Origin of the sequence: Micromonospora palomenae (assembly GCF_007829925.1) — a bacterium.
GTDB lineage: Bacteria > Actinomycetota > Actinomycetes > Mycobacteriales > Micromonosporaceae > Micromonospora > Micromonospora purpureochromogenes.
This window is the reverse complement of sequence record NZ_VIXA01000002.1, coordinates 1,960,512-1,977,609: the sequence shown is the minus strand read 5'-3', so window position 1 is coordinate 1,977,609 and position 17,098 is coordinate 1,960,512. Positions and strand designations below refer to the sequence as shown.

Genomic DNA, 17,098 nt, shown 5'->3' with positions numbered 1-17,098 from the left:
GCCCACCGCACCGGGCCGGCCGGCCGATCCGCGCCCCCCGCCGGATCGGCCGGCGCACCCACACCCGCGGGCGGGCCGGCCGGTGCGGGTCCGGGCGCGGCGAGCCGCCCCGAGTCGGCTCGACGCGGGTCCGGGCGCGTCCCGGCGGGGAGTGGACCGCGCACTGCGCCCGCCTCGGGCGGCCCGTCGACGACCTGCCGCGTCGCCGTCACAGGTCGGGCCTTCCCTCTTCGGGGGTGGAGGCGAGGGCGTGGAAGCGGCGGGCGATCCGGCCGGCGCCGTACGCGAGTCGGCCCGCCTCCACCGCGTACCGCATGGCGGTGGCCATCGCCACCGGGTCGGCGGCCCGGGTGACCGCGCTGGCCAGCAGCACCGCGTCGCAGCCCAGCTCCATGGCGAGCGCCGCGTCGGAGGCGGTGCCGATGCCGGCGTCGAGGATCACCGGCACGGCCACGCTCTGCCGGATCAGCCGGATGTGGTGCGGGTTGGTCACGCCCAGCCCGGAGCCGATCGGCGCGCCGGCCGGCATCACCGCGGCGCAGCCCACGTCGGCCAGCCGGCGGGCCAGGATCGGGTCGTCGGAGGTGTACGGCAGCACGGTGAACCCGTCGGCGACCAGTTCCTCGGCGGCGCGCAGCAGCTCCACCCCGTCGGGCAGCAGCGTGCGCTCGTCGCCGATCACCTCCAGCTTCACCCAGTCGGTGTCGAACGCCTCCCGGGCCAGGTGGGCCACCTTCACCGCCTCGCCGGCGGTGTAGCAGCCGGCGGTGTTCGGCAGCAGCCGCACCCCGCACCGGTCCAGCACGTCGAGCAGCCCGCCGGCCGCAGCGGGGGTGGTGTCCACCCGGCGCAGGGCCACGGTGACCAGCTCGGTGCCGGAGGCCCGGACGGCCCGCTCCAGCACGTGCAGGTTGGCCGCGCCGCCGGTGCCGAGGATGAGCCGCGACCCGAGGGTGACGGTGCCGATGGTGAGCGTCACGCCGCTCACCCGCCCTGGGCGGCGCTGAGCACCTCGACCCGGTCGCCGTCGCGCAGCACGGTCGCCGGCCAGCCGGTGCGGGGCACCACCTCGCCGTTCACCGCCACCGCGAGGCCGCGCCGCTGCTCGGTGACCGCGCGGACCAGGTCCGCCACGGTCGACCCGCCGGGCAGGTCCCGGCCGGCACCGTTGACGATCAGTTGCACGTCTCCTCCTCGGGGGTGGGTGCGATCCGGTCCCGGCCGGCGGCTCGGGCGGCGGCGCCGGCGGTGAACCGGTCCGGCGCGAAGGGGGCGAGCAGCGGGTCCGCCGTGCCGGTGACCACCAGCTCGGCGATCAGGTCGGCGGTGACCGGGGTGAGCAGGATGCCGTGCCGGTGGTGGCCGGTGGCGACCAGCACACCGGGCCGGCCGGGCAGCGGCCCGAGAATCGGCGCGTTGTCCGGCGTACCGGGGCGCAGTCCGGCGGCGGCCTCGACTAGGTCGTACTCGGCCAGGTCGGGCACCAGGTCAACGGCGGCGCGGAGCAGTCGCAGCACCGCCCCGGCGGTCACCTCGGTGTCGGCGCGCTCCTCCACGGTCGCGCCGAGGACCACCTCACCGTGGGCGCGCGGCACCAGGTACACCGACTCGCCGTCGGCGTACCCCCGGATCACGTGCCGGAAGTCCGGCGTGCCGCGACCGGGCGCGCGCAGCCGGAGCACCTGCCCCTTCACCGGCCGGACCGGCAGGCCGGTGAGCGCGGCGGCGCCGCAGCCGGCGGCGACCACGGTGACCCGGGCGTCCACGTCGGTGAGGCGCGCGACCGCGCCGGGCACCAGCGTGGCCCCGGCCCGCTCGGCCGCCGCCCGCAGCGCGGCCACCAGCCGCCGCGGGTCGACCTGGTGGTCGCCGGGCGCGACCGCGCCGCCGCGCACCCGCGGCGCCAGCGCCGGCTCGCGGTCCCGCAGCTCCGAGGGGCGCAGCGGCGTGATCGGCAGCCCCAACCCCTGCTGGTACGACCAGAGCCGCCGCGCCTCGGCCAGGTCGTCACCGGTGAGCCCGACGACGAGGGTGCCCTCGGTGCGGTGGCCGAAGTCGGTGCCGGCGGCCTCGGCCAGCTCGGCGGCGAAGCCCGGCCAGCGGGCGGCCGACTCGGTGAGCAGGCCGGTCAGCTCGTGCTCCCCGAAGTACGCCTCGGCGACCGGCGAGAGCATCCCGGCGGCCACGTGGGACGCGCCGGAGCCGGGGGCGGGATCGTGCACGACGACGCGCAGCCCGCGCGCGGCGCAGCGCCAGGCGATCCCCAGCCCGACCGGTCCCGCCCCCACCACGGCGACGTCCGGTCGGGTCAGCACGTCAGCGCCCCGAGCAGTTCCGCGGTCGCCCGGGCCGGATCGGCGGCTCCCGACAGCGCCCCCACCACCGCCACCCCGTACGCCCCGGCGGCCCGCAGTGCCGGCACCGACGCGGCGGTCACCCCGCCGATGGCGATCACCGGCACGGCGACGGCCTCGGCGACGGCGCGTACCCCGTCCGGGCCGATCGGGGCCGGCAGGCCGGCCTTCGTGGTGGTGGCGTGGCAGGGGCCTACGCCCAGGTAGCTGGCCCCGGCGGCGACCGCCTTGGTGGCGGCGACCGGTTCCCGGGCGGTGGCGCCGAGCACGGCGGCGGCGCCGAGCACCCGGCGGGCCGCCCCGACCGGCAGATCGTCCGCGCCGACGTGGCCCCCGGCGGCGCCGACCGCGAGCGCCACGTGCAGCCGGTCGTTGACCAGGCACGGCACCCCGTACGGCGCGCAGAGCGCGAGCACCCGGCGGGCCAGCTCGTACGCCTGCCGGTCGGTGGCGTCGTCGTCCACCCGGACCTGTACGACCAGCTCGGCGCGGGCCACCGGCAGGGCGGCGCGCAGCACGGCGAGCGGGTCGCGCCCCGGCCGGGTGTCGGTGATCAGATGCAGTCGTCCCAGGGACGGCACGGCAACGCTCCTCCCTGCGCCGGCATTACCCGGATCAGGTTCGACGGTCGGGGGCTTCAGCCCCCCTCTCAGCCCGGTGCACCGGGCTCCCGTGGGTCACTTGCGGCATACCGTACGACGGATGCGCCGATCCGCCAAGGGCGGGGGTGCGCTTTTCCCACGGACCGTCTCATCTCGACGGTGCAGGCAGCGCGTGACGGACCGCTCACGCCATGCTGTCCGGATGCCCTCTCCGCCTCGGGTTCCGCGCCGCCTCGCGTTCCTGCCCTTCCGGGGCAGCCGCGCCGTCGCGGAGGGTCTGCTCAGCTGGACCCGGCTGCGGGGCCCGGCCTGGCACCGGCTGCTGCCCGACGTCTACGTGCACCGCGACGGTTACCGCGTGGACGACCATCGAATGTGGTGCGACGCTGTCGCGCTGTTGCTGCCACCGGATGCGGCCATCGCCGGACTCAGCGCCGCCTACCTGTGGGGGGCCGATCTCCTCGCCCGGGACGCGCCGGTCACCGTGCTGCTCCCCCGGACGGCGCGGATGCGGGGACATCCCCGCATCCGTATCAGCCGGTCTGCCGTGCCGGAGACCGACCGGACACGGTTCGCGGGGCTGCCGGTCACCACCGAGTTGCGCACCGCCTTCGACCTCGGACGCCAGGGCAGCCGCACCGACGCGCTGGTCGCCGTCGACGCGTTGCTGCACCGTCGGGTGGTCAAGCTGCCCGCCCTCCGGGCGTACGCCGGTGCGCATGCCGGCTGGCCGGGGATGCCGCTGCTGCGGGAGGTCCTGGCGCTGGCGGAGCCGTTGACGGAGTCGCCGATGGAGACGAGGCTCCGCCTGCTCCTGCTCGATGCCGGACTCGGCCCGGTCACCGCCCAGCACGACGTGCACGACGGACGCGGCCGATTCGTCGGCCGGGTCGATCTGGCCTGGCCGGCACTCCGTGTCGCGGTCGAGTACGACGGCGACCACCACCGCGAGCGCGCGCACTTCCGCCAGGACGTCGCCCGCCTGAACGCGCTACGGGCGGCGGGCTGGATCGTCCTCCGCTTCACCGCCGACGACGTCCTGCGCCACCCCACCCGCACCATCGCCCTGACCACCCAGGCGCTGCGCGAACGCCAGGCCCAGCGGAACGCCATGGGTGTCACCAACCCACGTTGACACCCATGGCGTTCCACTCACCACCGTCGCCCTGCCTGCGGCAGGGCGGCTGCCGCATGGGCGCGGAGGTGGGTCAGAGGATGGCGTCGAGGGCGTCCAGGTCCTCGTCGGTGGGCTGCCAGGTGCCGGCTTCGGCGTTCGCCCGCACCTGCTCCGGCGTGGTGGCGCCGGCGATCACCGAGGTGACCGCCGGACGGGCGGCCAGCCCGCCGATCGCCACCTGGAGCATCGACAGGCCGCGCTCGCCGGCGTACGCCTCGATGGCCTCGATGGTGTCCCAGTCCGCGGCGGCGAGGCGCTGGGCGTACCGGCCACCGCCGGAGAGCCGGCTGCCGGCGGGCGGCGCCTCGTTGCGCTTGTACTTGCCGGTGAGCAGGCCGTTGGCGAGCGGGAAGAACGGCAGCATGCCCAGGCCGAACCGCTCGCAGGCGGGCACGACCTCGGTTTCGACGGAGCGTTCCAGCAGCGAGTAGTGGTTCTGCGCGCTGATGAACCGGGCCCGCCCGTTGGACGAGGCGACCCAGTCGGCGTCGGCGATCTGCCAGCCGGCGAAGTTGGAGTTGCCGAGGTAGCGCACCTTGCCGGCGCGGACGAGGTCGTCCAGGGCGGCGAGCGTCTCGTCGATCGGGGTGCCCGGGTCGGGCTCGTGCATCTGGTACAGGTCGATGTGGTCGGTGCCGAGCCGGCGCAGCGACGCCTCCACGGCCCGGGCGATGTAGCGGCGCGCGCCCCGGGCGCCGTGGTCGGGGCCGTTCATGCCGTGCATGTCCATGCCGAACTTGGTGGCCACCACCACGTCGTCCCGGCGCCCCTTGAGCGCCTGCCCGAGCAGTTCCTCGGAGCCGCCCTGCGGTTCGCCGTAGATGTCGGCGGTGTCGAAGAAGTTGATCCCGACGTCGAGGGCGGCGTCGACCACCGCCCGGGTGCCGTCGAGGTCGAGCTTGCGGCCGAAGTTGTTGCAGCCGATGCCGACCACGGACACCACGAGCCCGGAGTCGCCCAACCGGCGGTAGGTCATCTCAGTCACGAGATCCACCCTATGCCCGCCGCGGAGCCGCCAGCCGCGCGACCGCCCGCCCCGCGGAAGCCGCCGGCCCGGCGCGGGCCGCCGTCCGTCAGCGCACGTCCCAGACCGGCTCCGACGTCTCCACCACCTCGCCGTCGCCGCCGAACAGCACGAACCGGTCGAAGGACCGGGTGAACCAGCGGTCGTGGGTGACCGCGACCACCGTTCCGGAGAACGCGGCCAGCCCGGCCTCCAGCGCCTCGGCGGAGGCGAGGTCGAGGTTGTCGGTGGGCTCGTCGAGCAGCAGCAGGGTCGCCCCGGACAGTTCCAGCAGCAGCACCAGGAAACGCGCCTGCTGCCCGCCGGAGAGGGTGCCGAAGCGCTGGTCGCCCTGCGCGGCCAGCTCGTACCGGCTGAGCGCAGCCATCGCGGCGTGCCGGTCCATCCCGGCCCGGTGATCGTCGCCCCGCCAGAGGATCTCGACCAGGGTCTTCGCCACCAGCTCGGGCCGGTCGTGGGTCTGGGAGAAGTGGCCGGGCCGGACCCGCGCGCCGAGCCGGACCGTGCCGTCGTGGGCGACCGGGGCCAGGGCGGCCGCGCCGTCGACCGGGCCGTTGGCCGGGTCCGGGTCGGTGCCGCCCCGGGCCAGCAGTCGGAGGAAGTGGGACTTCCCCGTCCCGTTGGCGCCGAGCACGGCGACCCGGTCGCCGTACCAGAGTTCCAGGTCGAAGGGGTAGGTCAGGCCGTCGAGCTCCAGCTGGTCGCAGATGACCGCGCGCTTGCCGGTCCGCCCGCCGGCCAGGCGCATCCGGATGTCCTGGTCCTTCGGGGGTACGGGCGGCGGCCCGGCCTCCTCGAACTTGCGCAGCCGGGTCTGCGCCGCCTGGTAGCGCGACGCCATCCCGTCGTTGTACGCGGCCTTCTGCTTGTACATCAGCATCAGCTCGCGCAGCTTCTGGTGTTCCTCGTCCCAGCGTCTGCGCAGCTCGTCGAGGCGGGCGTGCCGGGCCACCCGGGCGTCGTACCAGCTGGCGAAGCCCGCCGGGTGCACCCAGGCGCTGCCGCCCTCGACGGCGACCACCCGGTCGGCGGTCTGCGCCAGCAGTTCCCGGTCGTGCGAGACGTAGAGCACCGACTTGCCGGACTCGCGCAGCCGCGCCTCCAGCCAGCGCTTGCCGGGCACGTCGAGGAAGTTGTCCGGCTCGTCGAGGAGCAGTACCTCGTCGGTGCCGCGCAGCAGCAGTTCCAGGGCGAAGCGCTTCTGCTGACCGCCGGAGAGGGTGCGCACCGGGCGGTCCCGGGCGGCGTCCCAGGGCAGGTCCAGCACGATGGTGGCGACCGTGTCGAAGAGCAGCTCGGCGTCGTACCCGCCGGTCTCGCCCCAGGCGGCCAGCGCGTCCGCGTACGCCAGCTGGGCCTTGCCGGCGGCGGTGCTGTACTTGCCGCGCAGCTCGGCCGACCGCATGGCCGCCTCGGTCTCGGCGAGCCGGCGACCGGCGTCGCGCAGCGCCGGTGGGGCGAGCGAGAGCGCCAGGTCGGCGAGCGTGGTGTCGTCCCCGATCATGCCGATGAACTGCCGCATCACGCCGAGGCCGCCGGCCCGGGCGACGGCGCCGGTCTTCACCGGCAGGTCGCCGGCGACCATCCGCAACAGCGTCGTCTTGCCGGCGCCGTTCGGGCCGACCAGGGCGACCTTGGCACCCTCACCGACCCGGAACGACACGTCGGCGAAGAGTTCCCGGCCGTCCGGGAGGATGTGCCCGACCCCTGCCACGTCCACGTATCCCACGCCGGCATCCTGCCGGAGCGGGCGGCGCGGGCGACACCCGATTACCGGGTGACCCGCAGCACCCGGTAGCCCTTCTGGCTGGCGTGCCGCTCGACCTGCCAGCCGCCGTCGACCAGCCAGCGGTGCAGCGAGTCGCCGCCGAGGTGGCGGGCGATCACCAGCCAGGCGACGCCGTCCGGGGCGAGCCGGGGCAGCCAGCGGCGCAGCAGCTCGTGCAGTTCGGCCTTGCCGATGTGGATCGGCGGGTTGGACCAGATCTGGGCGAAGGTGACGTCGGCCGGTACCTCGTCCGGGGCGACCGCCCGTAGCCGGTCGGCGGCGCCGACCCGGCGGGCGTTCTCGCTGGTGAGGGCGCGGGCCCGCTCGTTGACGTCGACCGCCCAGACGGTGGCGGCCGGTGCGCTGGTGGCCAGCACGCAGCTGATCGGCCCGAAGCCCGAGCCGATGTCGAGCAGGTCACCGCCGACGGTGGCCGCCGGCAGCTCGGCCTTGCGCAGCAGGACGGCGGTGCCGGGGTCGAGCCGGTCGGCGGAGAAGACGCCGCTGGCGGAGGCCAGGGTGTAGTCGCGCCCGGCGACGGAGAACTCGACCTCCCGCGGGCGCGCCGCAGCGGTGGGTTTGGTGGAGAAGTAGTGGTCGCCGGTCACGTCCGGCATTCTCCCACCGGCCCGGAGGCGGCTCGCGGTCGCCTCGGCCGGGAGGACCCCGACGCGCCCGCGCCGGAATTTCCCATTATTACCCCCTAAAGGGGCAATGACTCCTACTCTGGGCGACATGGTGTATCGGTACGAGTCCGATGAGGACGCCTTCGTGGAGTACCCGCGGTCCGAGTCGGACCTGCCGGAGTTCCCGCCCGGCCCGCCCGCGCCGGCCGGGCCGTCTCCGTCCCGCTTCCCCACCCCGTCACTGCCGCGGACCACCCGGCCGGCCCTCCCGGCCACCGAACCGGTTCCGGTCCGCCCCTCCGTCCAGATCCCGCCGCCACCCACCCTCCCCCGCGAGTACGCCCCGACCGAGCCGACCGAGCCGCCGGGGCCGCCCGCGTCCGACCGGTCCGGCTCCCGGCGCGGCGGCGGTCGGCTGTGGCAGGTGCTCGTCGGCGGTGCGGCGGTGCTGGTCCTGCTCGCGCTCTGCGGGCTCGGCGCGGCGGCCCTGCTCGTCGACCGCACGCCGAGCGACAACCCGACCGCGGCGGCACCCCAGCCCACCACGGCCGCCCCGGTCGACGGGTCGACCGCCGACGACCTCGACTCCCGCGACACCGACCAGCAGCCGCTGACCGCCCGCGAGGTCTTCGCCGGCAAGAAGCTGGTGGTGGCCGACGGACGACCCGCCTACGACGTGCTGAAGACACACTCCGGCGGCAGTTGCGCGGTCGCCGCCACCGGCGAGATCGCCGACCTGCTGGTCCGGCTCGGGTGCAGCCAGGTGGTACGGGGCACGCTGCGCTCCGCCGACGGCGAGCACCTGGCCACCGCCGGCCTGTTCAACCTGACCGACAAGGCCAGCGCGCAACGCGTCCGGGACCGGATCCGGCAGCTGCTCGACGAGCGGCAGGGCCGCTTCCGCGGCCTGGCCGCCGGTGACGGCACCGAGGCGCTCACCACCGCCGCCGCCCGGGTCGGCTGGCAGGTACGCGGCCACTACCTCGCCTACTGCCTGGTCGTCCGCGCCGACGGCGGCGCCGTGCCGGCCGGCGACACCGCGGTCCGCGACATCATCTACGACCTGATCGAGCTGCACCTCGACAAGGGCGTGCTCGAACGCCGGGCCGCCGGCGGCAGCGCCGTCCAGCCCACCGCGAAGGCAACCGACGGCGCCGGCACCCAGGGCGGGACCGCCAATCCCGACGAGCTGCCCGGCGACTGAGCCGCCGGTCGACGGCGACGCGACGCGAGGCCCGGTCCGAGTCCTGCGGACCGGGCCTCGCCACGTGTTCAGGCCCGCCTGGGCACGGCCCGGTCACGCGTCACGCCGCCCGCACGGGCGCGCCCACCGGGTGCCCTTGGCTGCACCGGGGTCTCGCACCGAACCGGGGGTCAGGCCTCGGTGGGGACGCGGAGGCGGCGGGTGAGGTCGGCGCGGCGGGCGTACTCGGCCGGGTCGTCGGGGTAGCCGACCGCGACCAGGGTCAACCCGTGCGCCGCCGCGACGGTCACCTCGCTGGAGCGTTCCCGGCGGCTCAGCAGGCTCGCCGGCCACTCGACCGGCCGCCGGCCGTCCCCGGCGACCAGCATCGCCCCGACCAGGCTGCGCACCATCGCCTGGCAGAACGCGTCGGCCTGCACGGTGGCCACGAGGATGCCGTCCGGGTCGCGCCGCCAGTCCAGCCGGGTCACCTCGCGCAGCGTGGTGGCGTTCTCCTTGCGCCGGCAGTACGCGGCGAAGTCGTGCTCCCCCACCAGCCCGGCCGCGGCGGCGTTCAGCGCCGCCAGCTCCAGCGGCTTCGGCCAGGCGAGGGTGTCGAGCCGGCGCAGCGGCTCGGCGCCCCACGGGGCGTCGGTCACCCGGTACTCGTAGCGGCGGAAGGTCGCCGAGAAACGGGCGTCGAAGTCGGCGGGCACCTCGCTCATGGCGCGGACCCGCACGTCGGTCGGGAGCAGCCGGGCCAACCGGCGCAGCAGCCGCCCGTCGTGCTCCCGCCACACGGCGGTGGGCAGGTCGAGGTGGCAGACCTGGCCGGTGGCGTGCACCCCGGCGTCGGTGCGGCCGGCGACGGTCAGCCCGGTCGCCGTGCCCGCGCCGAGGACCAGGTCCAGCGTCTGGGTCAACACCCCGGCGACCGTCCGCCGGGTCGGCTGGGCGGCCCAGCCGGAGAAGTCCGTGCCGTCGTACGAGACGTCCAGCCGCAGCCGGGTCCGCTCGTCCACCTCGTACCTCCCGTTCACGCCGTCGGGCCCGGCACCCCAGGAAGGGGTGCCGGGCCCGACGATGGTGCCTCTGCTCAGGCCTTGTTGTCGGTCTCGCCGGCCTCGTCGCTGTCCTCACGGGCGGCGACGGTGTCACCGGACGCCGACACCGGCGCCTCGGAGTCCTGGTCGACCGGGGTCGACTGGGGGGTCTCCTCGGCCGGGGCCAGGGCCTCGACCTTGTCCTGCTGGGCGGCCTTGCGGGCGGCGGTCTTCTTGTTCGCCTTGGGCTCGGCGACCTGAAGCTCCTCGACCAGCTCGATGATCGCCATCGGAGCGGCGTCACCCTTGCGCGGACCGGTCTTCACGATCCGGGTGTAGCCACCGTTGCGGTTGGCGTACCGGGGCGCGATCTGGTCGAACAGGGCGTAGACCACGTCCTTGTCCTTGACGACGCCCAGCACCCGCCGGCGCGCGGCGAGGTCGCCCCGCTTGGCCTTGGTGATGAGCTGCTCGGCCAGCGGACGCAGCCGCCGGGCCTTCGTCTCGGTGGTCTGGATCTTGCCGTGCTGGAACAGCGCGGTGGCCAGGTTGGCCAGCATCAGCCGCTCGTGCGCGGGGCTGCCGCCGAGGCGGGGGCCCTTGGTGGGCGTGGGCATGCTTGGTGCTCCTCAGGTGTGGCGGCAGCGCGGACTAGAGCTGCTCGGTCTCGCGGTAGTCGTCGGTGTCGTAGTCGGCCTCGCCGAAGGCGTCCACGACGTGCGCCGGGTCGAAGTTCGGGGCCGAGTCCTTCAGCCCGAGACCCATCCCGGCGAGCTTCATCTTGACCTCGTCGATCGACTTCTGACCGAAATTCCGGATGTCGAGGAGGTCGGCCTCGGTACGCCCGATGAGCTCACCAACGGAGTTGATGCCCTCGCGCTTGAGGCAGTTGTAGGAGCGGACGGTGAGGTCCAGCTCCTCGATCGGCAGGGCCAGGTCCGCCGCGAGCTGGGCGTCCTGCGGGGACGGCCCGATGTCGATGCCCTCGGCGGTCTCGTCCAGCTCCCGGGCCAGGCCGAAGAGCTCCACCAGCGTCGAGCCGGCGGAGGCCAGCGCGGTACGCGGGCCCATCGACGGCTTGGTCTCGACGTCGATGATCAGCCGGTCGAAGTCGGTCCGCTGCTCGACGCGGGTCGCCTCGACGCGGTACGTCACCTTGAGCACCGGCGAGTAGATCGAGTCGACCGGGATCCGGCCGATCTCGGCGCCGGCCTGCTTGTTCTGCGCCGCCGTGACGTAGCCACGACCCCGCTCGACGGTCAGCTCCATGTCGAGCCGGCCCTTGCCGTTGAGGGTGGCGAGCTTCAGGTCCGGGTTGTGCACCGAGACGCCGGCCGGCGGCTGGATGTCGCCCGCCGTCACGTCGCCCGGGCCCTGCTTGCGCAGGTACATGCTGACCGGCTCGTCGTGCTCGGAGCTGACGTTGAGCTCCTTGATGTTCATGACGAGCTCGACCACGTCCTCCTTGACCCCGGGGATCGTGGTGAACTCGTGCAGCACACCGTCGATCTTGATCGAGGTGACCGCCGCACCCGGGATGGACGACAGCAGCGTGCGCCGCAGCGAGTTACCCAGGGTGTAGCCGAATCCGGGCTCCAGCGGCTCGATGGTGAACCGGGACCGGGTCTCGTTGATCGACTCCTCGGAGAGCGAGGGTCGCTGGCTGATGAGCATCTTTTCTCTTCTCTTCCGGGACGCCCGCTATATGACGCCCACGACACAAACTGTTCCGGTGGCCCGCCCCGGAGGGCGGGCCACCGCAACGAGCCCTTACTTGGAGTAGAGCTCGACGATCAGCTGCTCCTGGACCTGGGTGTCGATCACCTGGCGGGCCGGGAGCGAGTGCACGAGGATCTTCATCTGGCTCGGAATGGCCTCCAGCCACGCCGGAACCGACCGCGAACCGGCCTGAGCCTGCGCCACCAGGAACGGGGTGAGCTCCTTGCTCTTGCCCCGGACCTCGATGATGTCGTGCTCCTTGACGCGGTACGACGGGATGTCGACCTTCTTGCCGTTCACCGTGAAGTGGCCGTGCTTGACCAGCTGGCGGGCCTGGTCACGCGAGCTGGCGTAGCCGGCCCGGTAGACCACGTTGTCCAGCCGCGACTCGAGGATCTGCAGGAGAACCTCACCGGTCTTGGCCTTCTTGCTCACGGCCTCTTCGTAGTAGCCGCGGAACTGCTTCTCCAGCACGCCGTAGACACGACGGGCCTTCTGCTTCTCACGGAGCTGGAGCAGGTACTCCGTCTCCTTCGTGCGGCCGCGGCCGTGCTGCCCGGGCGGGAACGGCCGGGACTCGAACGGGCACTTCGGACCATCGCACTTGCTGCCCTTGAGGAACAGCTTCATCTTCTCCCGCCGGCAACGGCGGCAGTCAGCACCGGTGTAACGAGCCATCTCTCTCTAACCTCTCAGACCCGGCGACGCTTCGGCGGACGGCATCCGTTGTGCGGCTGCGGGGTGACGTCGGAGATCTGCCCGACCTCGAGGCCCACGGCCTGCAGCGAACGGATGGCGGTCTCCCGGCCGGAGCCGGGGCCCTTGACGAACACGTCGACCTTGCGCATGCCGTGCTCCATCGCCCGACGCGCGGCGGCCTCGGCGGCGAGCTGCGCGGCGAACGGGGTCGACTTGCGGGAGCCCTTGAAGCCCACCTGGCCGGACGAGGCCCAGGAGATGACCGCACCGGTCGGGTCCGTGATGGACACGATGGTGTTGTTGAAGGTGCTCTTGATGTGCGCCTGCCCGTGGGCGACGTTCTTGCGTTCCTTGCGCCGGACCTTCTTGACAGCGGCTCCGGCACGAGCCTTCGGTGGCATAAGTCTGTGCGCTCCTAGTTACTTCTTGCCGGGCTTCTTCTTGCCGGCGACGGTCCGCTTCGGGCCCTTGCGGGTCCGCGCGTTGGTCTTGGTCCGCTGGCCACGCACGGGCAGGCCCCGGCGGTGCCGGATGCCGGCGTAGCAGCCGATCTCGACCTTGCGGCGGATGTCAGCGGCGACCTCGCGGCGCAGGTCGCCTTCAACCTTGTAGTTGCCCTCGATGTGGTTGCGGAGCTGGACCAGCTCCTCATCCGTGAGGTCCCGAACGCGCTTGTCCGGCGAGATGCCGGTAGCGGCGAGCGTCTCCAGGGCGCGGGTACGACCGACCCCGAAGATGTAGGTGAGCGCGATCTCCATCCGCTTCTCGCGGGGGAGGTCGACGCCGACTAGACGTGCCATGTGCGGGCGTACTCCTCGTGATGTGTGGCGGAGGTCTGGACCCGTCCCACCCCGCTACCGGCCGTCCCGTCCTTCCGACGCTGTCAGCGCCGGCGACCGGGATCGGTCGTGCCCGAGCGGGCCCCGGCCTCCGACCGGGGGTCAACCACGATTGAGTACGCGCTGCGTACCGCTCGCGGCTGGGACGAGCTGATGATGTGCTGTCTGGATCTGCGGCCCGGACCGATCCGACCGGCCGTGTCACGACCGGTGGGACTGGTTCAGCCCTGGCGCTGCTTGTGGCGCGGGTCGGTGCAGATGACCATGACCCGGCCGTGCCGGCGGATCACCCGGCACTTGTTGCAGATCCTCTTGACGCTCGGCTTGACCTTCACGGTTGCCTTACTTCCCATCTGGCCCGGTGGCGCGACCACGCGCGACGCCGGACGTCGAAGACGGACACGGGGACGTCCCGGCCGTCGTCAGGATTACTTGTAGCGGTAGACGATGCGCCCGCGGGTCAGGTCGTACGGCGAGAGTTCGACGACGACCCGGTCCTCCGGCAGGATACGGATGTAGTGCTGCCGCATCTTGCCGCTGATGTGAGCCAGCACCTTGTGGCCGTTCGCGAGCTCCACCCGGAACATTGCGTTCGGCAGGGGCTCGATGACCCGACCCTCGATCTCGATGGCTCCGTCTTTTTTCGGCATGTCCTCCGCTGTCCTGACGTCGGTTACTCCGGACGGCCCACAACGTCTTACACGGGCATCCGACCGAGATCGGAGGGCCCGCGCCAGCCGCGGCTCCGACTCCCACCGAAGCGCGTAGTGGGCATGCCGGAGTGGACGCTGTGCGCCGATCTGAAAGTGTACGCCCGAGTGCGGGCCGTCGCCAAACCGGCCACCCCGCCCGTCACCCGCACGACGGAAAACGGACGCGAGGCGACATCTCCCCCGGCGCCGCCGGCTCCGGCCGGCAGCCCGAAGACCCGCCGGATCAGCCGGGTCCCCGATCGGCCCTGACGCGCCGCGTGAGCCCGTTGTCCGGGTCGACGGCGCGGAGCCGGATCAGGACGCGGCGGACTCGGCCGGCTGCCGGGCGGTGACCAGGTCGCCCAGTCGGGCCCGCCCGCCGTCGAAGGCGGTCAGCACCCAGACCCCGTCGGGCAGCAGCGCCATCGAGTGCTCCACGTGCACCGCCATCGACCGGTCCCGGGTGACGACCGTCCAGCCGTCGGCCAGTTCGACGGTCCGCGGCGACCCCATCGTGATCATCGGCTCGATGGCCAGCGCCAGGCCCGGCACCAGGCGCGGACCCTTGCCCGGCCGCCCGTGGTTGAGCACGTGCGGGTCCTGGTGCATCTCGGTGCCGATGCCGTGCCCGCCGTAGCCGTCGACGATGCCGTACCGGCCACCCTTGCGGACCGCGTTCTCCACCGCGTGCGAGATGTCGGTCAGCCGGCCCTTGCCGCTGGCGGCGCCCCGCGCGGCGGCGGCGATCCCGGCCCACATGGCGTCCTCCGCCACCTCGGCCATCTTCAGCAGCGCCGGGTCGACCTCGCCCACGCCCACGGTGATCGCGGCGTCGCCGTGCCAGCCGTTCAGCACCGCGCCGCAGTCGATGGAGATCACGTCGCCGTCGCGGAGCACCTGCTGCGCCGACGGGATGGCGTGCACTACCTGCTCGTTGACCGACGAGCAGATCGAGGCGGGGAAGCCGTGGTAGCCCTTGAACGAGGGAACGGCCCCGGCCTCGCGGATCGTCGACTCGGCGATCGCGTCCAGGTCGGCGGTGCTGACCCCGGGGGCGACGGCCTCCCGCATCCGACGCAGGGCCTCGGCGACCACCAGGCCGGCGGCCCGCATCTTCTCGATCTGGTCGGGGGTCTTCAGCTGGATGTCCAGCTGGGGACGGCGCATGGAGCGGATACCTTTCGTTGCCGGACAGCGATCAGCGGGGCACGTCGCACGTACCCCGCTGTTCGCACTCTATCCGCCGGAAGCCCGGCAGGACCTCAGCCGCCGTACGACCGCAGCGCGTCGATGGCGCGGACCGTGACGTCCTCCACCGGCCCGGTGGCGTCGATCCCGACCAGCTTGTTCTGGGCGCCGTAGTAGTCGACCAGCGGCGCCGTCTTCTCGGCGTACTCCCGCAGGCGGGCCGCGATCGTCTCCGGCTTGTCGTCGTCCCGCTGGAACAGCTCGGCACCGCAGCGGTCGCAGATGCCCTCGCGGGTGGTGGCGTCGAACTCGACGTGCCAGATCTTGCCGCAGCCGCGGCAGGTGCGCCGGCCGGAGAGCCGCCGGATCACCTCGTCGTCGTCGACGACCAGCTCCAGCACCAGGTCCAGCGCGGTGCCGAGGTCCGCGAGGAGCTTGTCCAGCGCGGCGGCCTGCGGCGTCGTACGCGGGAAGCCGTCGAGCAGGAAGCCCTCGCTGGCGTCCGGCTCGGCGAGCCGGTCCCGGACCATGTTGATGGTGACCTCGTCCGGGACCAGCTTGCCGGCGTCCATGTACCGCTTGGCCTCGACACCCAACGGCGTGCCCTGCGAGACGTTCGCCCGGAAGATGTCACCGGTCGAGATCTTCGGCACCGAGAGGTGTGCGGCGATGAATTCCGCCTGCGTGCCCTTGCCCGCGCCCGGCGGGCCAACCAGAACGAGTCGCATCTACCGCAGGAACCCTTCGTAGTTCCGCTGCATGAGTTGGCTCTCGATCTGCTTCACGGTCTCGAGACCGACGCCGACCATGATGAGCACAGCGGTGCCGCCGAACGGGAAGTTCTGGAACTGCTGGCTGTTCAGCCAGATGAAGAAGAAGTTCGGCAGGATCGCGACGATGCCCAGGTAGAGCGCGCCCGGCAGGGTGATCCGGCTGAGGATGAAGTCGAGGTACTCGGCGGTCGGCTTGCCGGGGCGGATGCCCGGCACGAAGCCGCCGTACTTCTTCATGTTGTCCGCGACCTCGGTCGGGTTGAACGTGATCGACACGTAGAAGTACGTGAAGAAGATGATCAGCAGGAAGTAGAGCGCGATGTAGATCGGGCTGCTCGGGTTGACCAGGTTGTTCTGGATCCAGGCCTGGGTCTTGCCCGGGTCGGTCTGGTCGAAGAACTGGAGCCCGAGCTGCGGCAGGTAGAGCAGCGACGAGCCGAAGATGACCGGGATGACACCCGCCTGGTTGACCTTCAGCGGGATGTAGGTCGAGGTGCCGCCGTACATCCGCCGGCCGATCATCCGCTTGGCGTACTGCACCGGGATGCGGCGCTGCGCCTGCTCGATGAAGCAGACCGCGGTGATGACCAGCAGGACCAGGGCGAGGACGAGGGCGAACTTGGCCCAGCCCTCGTTGGTCTTGATCTTCCAGCCCTCGCTGGGGAGGCGGGCCGCGATCGAGGTGAAGATGAGGACGGACATGCCGTTGCCGACGCCGCGCTCGGTGATCAGCTCACCGAGCCACATCACCATGCCGGTGCCGGCGGTCATCGTCATGACCAGGATGCTCAGCGTCAGCCAGTTCGGGATGCCGGTGCCCTCAGGCACGATCGGGAACTGGTCGCAGCGGTTCTGGAAGAGCTGCCCGGAGCGGGCCAACGCCACGAAGGCCGACGACTGGAGGATGCCCAGCCCGAGGGTCAGGTAGCGGGTGTACTGGGTGATCTTCGCCTGGCCGGCCTGGCCCTCCTTGCGGAGGTGCTCCAGCCGCGGGATGACCACGGTGAGCAGCTGCAGGATGATCGACGCGGTGATGTAGGGCATGATGCCCAGCGCGAAGACCGAGAGCTGCAGCAGTGCGCCGCCGGAGAAGAGGTCCAGCAGGTTCAGCACTCCGGTGCTCTGACCCTGGAGGGTGTCGAGGCACTTCTGCACGTTGCCGTACGAGACGCCGGGGCTGGGCAGAGTGGCGCCGAGCCGGTAGACCGCGATGATGCCTACTGTGAACAGCAGCTTCTTGCGCAGGTCAGGCGTACGGAACGCACTGAGAAAGGCGGACAGCAACTTCTTCCTCCTGCGCGAGGCGGGCCGCCGGTGATCCCTGGCGGGGGCGGGGTGGGTGCCGGGCGAGTGCCCGATATCCATAGCTGGGAAGGGACTCTAACAGCCCGGTCCCGGTCCGGGCAGATGT

General features: G+C 72.7%; 20 protein-coding genes and 1 riboswitch. Of the genes, 2 read left to right on the top strand and 18 right to left on the bottom strand.

Annotated elements, in window-relative coordinates; all coding sequences use genetic code 11:
• Positions 1-208 precede the first annotated feature (208 nt).
• From FHX75_RS20415 to thiE, 4 genes are all read right to left on the bottom strand, one after another.
• On the bottom strand, positions 209-988 hold the full coding sequence (locus FHX75_RS20415; RefSeq protein ID WP_154941840.1) for a thiazole synthase: 780 nt from the start codon (positions 986-988) through the stop codon (positions 209-211).
• The gene (gene thiS, locus FHX75_RS20410) at positions 985-1,185 is read right to left on the bottom strand and encodes a sulfur carrier protein ThiS (RefSeq protein ID WP_088960276.1); all 201 of its coding nucleotides are present in this window, start codon (positions 1,183-1,185) and stop codon (positions 985-987) included. Before thiS ends, FHX75_RS20415 begins: the two co-directional genes overlap by 4 nt.
• A complete protein-coding gene (gene thiO, locus FHX75_RS20405) occupies positions 1,176-2,315 on the bottom strand; it encodes a glycine oxidase ThiO (RefSeq protein WP_154941839.1) in 1,140 nt (379 codons plus the stop codon). The genes thiS and thiO overlap by 10 nt, the downstream gene beginning before the upstream one ends.
• A complete protein-coding gene (thiE, locus tag FHX75_RS20400) occupies positions 2,309-2,935 on the bottom strand; it encodes a thiamine phosphate synthase (protein ID WP_154941838.1) in 627 nt (208 codons plus the stop codon). The genes thiO and thiE overlap by 7 nt, the downstream gene beginning before the upstream one ends.
• Positions 2,930-3,038, bottom strand: a riboswitch (TPP riboswitch). It overlaps the preceding gene by 6 nt.
• A gap of 120 nt (positions 3,039-3,158) precedes the next feature.
• On the opposite strand from thiE, the gene FHX75_RS20395 reads away from it, so the two are divergent.
• Complete coding sequence (locus tag FHX75_RS20395; RefSeq protein WP_154941837.1) at positions 3,159-4,091, top strand: DUF559 domain-containing protein; 933 nt, start codon at positions 3,159-3,161, stop codon at positions 4,089-4,091.
• Positions 4,092-4,164: 73 nt separating this feature from the next.
• On the opposite strand, the gene FHX75_RS20390 is transcribed toward FHX75_RS20395, so the two are convergent.
• From FHX75_RS20390 to FHX75_RS20380, 3 genes are all read right to left on the bottom strand, one after another.
• On the bottom strand, positions 4,165-5,127 hold the full coding sequence (locus FHX75_RS20390; protein ID WP_211364503.1) for an aldo/keto reductase: 963 nt from the start codon (positions 5,125-5,127) through the stop codon (positions 4,165-4,167).
• Between the two features lie 79 nt (positions 5,128-5,206).
• On the bottom strand, positions 5,207-6,886 hold the full coding sequence (locus FHX75_RS20385) for an ABC-F family ATP-binding cassette domain-containing protein (RefSeq protein ID WP_154941836.1): 1,680 nt from the start codon (positions 6,884-6,886) through the stop codon (positions 5,207-5,209).
• Positions 6,887-6,927: 41 nt separating this feature from the next.
• Complete coding sequence (locus FHX75_RS20380) at positions 6,928-7,533, bottom strand: class I SAM-dependent methyltransferase (protein ID WP_154941835.1); 606 nt, start codon at positions 7,531-7,533, stop codon at positions 6,928-6,930.
• Positions 7,534-7,660: 127 nt separating this feature from the next.
• Here FHX75_RS20380 and FHX75_RS20375 point away from each other — a divergent pair, with 127 nt between their 5' ends.
• Positions 7,661-8,755, top strand: coding sequence for a hypothetical protein (locus tag FHX75_RS20375; protein WP_154941834.1), 1,095 nt, complete (start codon positions 7,661-7,663; stop codon positions 8,753-8,755).
• Between the two features lie 170 nt (positions 8,756-8,925).
• Here the strand turns inward: FHX75_RS20375 and truA are convergent, their stop codons facing one another.
• The 11 genes from truA to secY form a co-directional block, all read right to left on the bottom strand.
• Positions 8,926-9,756 (bottom strand): tRNA pseudouridine(38-40) synthase TruA, encoded by an 831-nt coding sequence (truA, locus tag FHX75_RS20370; RefSeq protein ID WP_154941833.1) that lies wholly within the window; start codon positions 9,754-9,756, stop codon positions 8,926-8,928.
• A 74-nt stretch (positions 9,757-9,830) separates the two neighbouring features.
• On the bottom strand, positions 9,831-10,394 hold the full coding sequence (gene rplQ / locus FHX75_RS20365; RefSeq protein ID WP_154941832.1) for a 50S ribosomal protein L17: 564 nt from the start codon (positions 10,392-10,394) through the stop codon (positions 9,831-9,833).
• A gap of 34 nt (positions 10,395-10,428) precedes the next feature.
• Positions 10,429-11,451: a DNA-directed RNA polymerase subunit alpha gene (locus FHX75_RS20360; protein ID WP_154941831.1), complete on the bottom strand. Its 1,023-nt coding sequence runs from the start codon at positions 11,449-11,451 to the stop codon at positions 10,429-10,431.
• A 96-nt stretch (positions 11,452-11,547) separates the two neighbouring features.
• Complete coding sequence (gene rpsD, locus FHX75_RS20355) at positions 11,548-12,174, bottom strand: 30S ribosomal protein S4 (RefSeq protein WP_154941830.1); 627 nt, start codon at positions 12,172-12,174, stop codon at positions 11,548-11,550.
• A 14-nt stretch (positions 12,175-12,188) separates the two neighbouring features.
• Positions 12,189-12,596 carry a 30S ribosomal protein S11 gene (rpsK, locus tag FHX75_RS20350; protein ID WP_013288613.1) on the bottom strand — a complete coding sequence of 136 codons (408 nt, stop codon included), beginning with the start codon at positions 12,594-12,596 and terminating at the stop codon, positions 12,189-12,191.
• Between the two features lie 18 nt (positions 12,597-12,614).
• Positions 12,615-12,995, bottom strand: a complete 381-nt coding sequence (rpsM, locus tag FHX75_RS20345) for a 30S ribosomal protein S13 (protein WP_091290326.1) — start codon at positions 12,993-12,995, stop codon at positions 12,615-12,617.
• 260 nt (positions 12,996-13,255) lie between these two features.
• Positions 13,256-13,369 (bottom strand): 50S ribosomal protein L36, encoded by a 114-nt coding sequence (gene rpmJ / locus FHX75_RS20340; protein WP_012184307.1) that lies wholly within the window; start codon positions 13,367-13,369, stop codon positions 13,256-13,258.
• A gap of 93 nt (positions 13,370-13,462) precedes the next feature.
• Complete coding sequence (gene infA / locus FHX75_RS20335) at positions 13,463-13,684, bottom strand: translation initiation factor IF-1 (protein ID WP_007073013.1); 222 nt, start codon at positions 13,682-13,684, stop codon at positions 13,463-13,465.
• A 357-nt stretch (positions 13,685-14,041) separates the two neighbouring features.
• Positions 14,042-14,893: a type I methionyl aminopeptidase gene (gene map, locus FHX75_RS20325; protein ID WP_154941828.1), complete on the bottom strand. Its 852-nt coding sequence runs from the start codon at positions 14,891-14,893 to the stop codon at positions 14,042-14,044.
• 95 nt (positions 14,894-14,988) lie between these two features.
• Positions 14,989-15,642 (bottom strand): adenylate kinase, encoded by a 654-nt coding sequence (locus FHX75_RS20320; RefSeq protein ID WP_154941827.1) that lies wholly within the window; start codon positions 15,640-15,642, stop codon positions 14,989-14,991.
• Positions 15,643-16,971 carry a preprotein translocase subunit SecY gene (gene secY, locus FHX75_RS20315; RefSeq protein ID WP_154941826.1) on the bottom strand — a complete coding sequence of 443 codons (1,329 nt, stop codon included), beginning with the start codon at positions 16,969-16,971 and terminating at the stop codon, positions 15,643-15,645. It abuts the gene before it with no gap.
• Positions 16,972-17,098: the final 127 nt, after the last annotated feature.

Coding starts and splice junctions, on each gene's coding strand:
- FHX75_RS20395 (WP_154941837.1), top strand. CDS start 3,159: ATGCCCTCTCCGCCTCGGGTTCCGCGCCGCCTCGCGTTCCTGCCCTTC.
- FHX75_RS20375 (WP_154941834.1), top strand. CDS start 7,661: ATGGTGTATCGGTACGAGTCCGATGAGGACGCCTTCGTGGAGTACCCG.
- rplQ (WP_154941832.1), bottom strand. CDS start 10,394: ATGCCCACGCCCACCAAGGGCCCCCGCCTCGGCGGCAGCCCCGCGCAC.
- FHX75_RS20360 (WP_154941831.1), bottom strand. CDS start 11,451: ATGCTCATCAGCCAGCGACCCTCGCTCTCCGAGGAGTCGATCAACGAG.
- rpsD (WP_154941830.1), bottom strand. CDS start 12,174: ATGGCTCGTTACACCGGTGCTGACTGCCGCCGTTGCCGGCGGGAGAAG.
- rpsK (WP_013288613.1), bottom strand. CDS start 12,596: ATGCCACCGAAGGCTCGTGCCGGAGCCGCTGTCAAGAAGGTCCGGCGC.
- rpsM (WP_091290326.1), bottom strand. CDS start 12,995: ATGGCACGTCTAGTCGGCGTCGACCTCCCCCGCGAGAAGCGGATGGAG.
- infA (WP_007073013.1), bottom strand. CDS start 13,684: ATGCCGAAAAAAGACGGAGCCATCGAGATCGAGGGTCGGGTCATCGAG.
- map (WP_154941828.1), bottom strand. CDS start 14,893: ATGCGCCGTCCCCAGCTGGACATCCAGCTGAAGACCCCCGACCAGATC.
- FHX75_RS20320 (WP_154941827.1), bottom strand. CDS start 15,642: ATGCGACTCGTTCTGGTTGGCCCGCCGGGCGCGGGCAAGGGCACGCAG.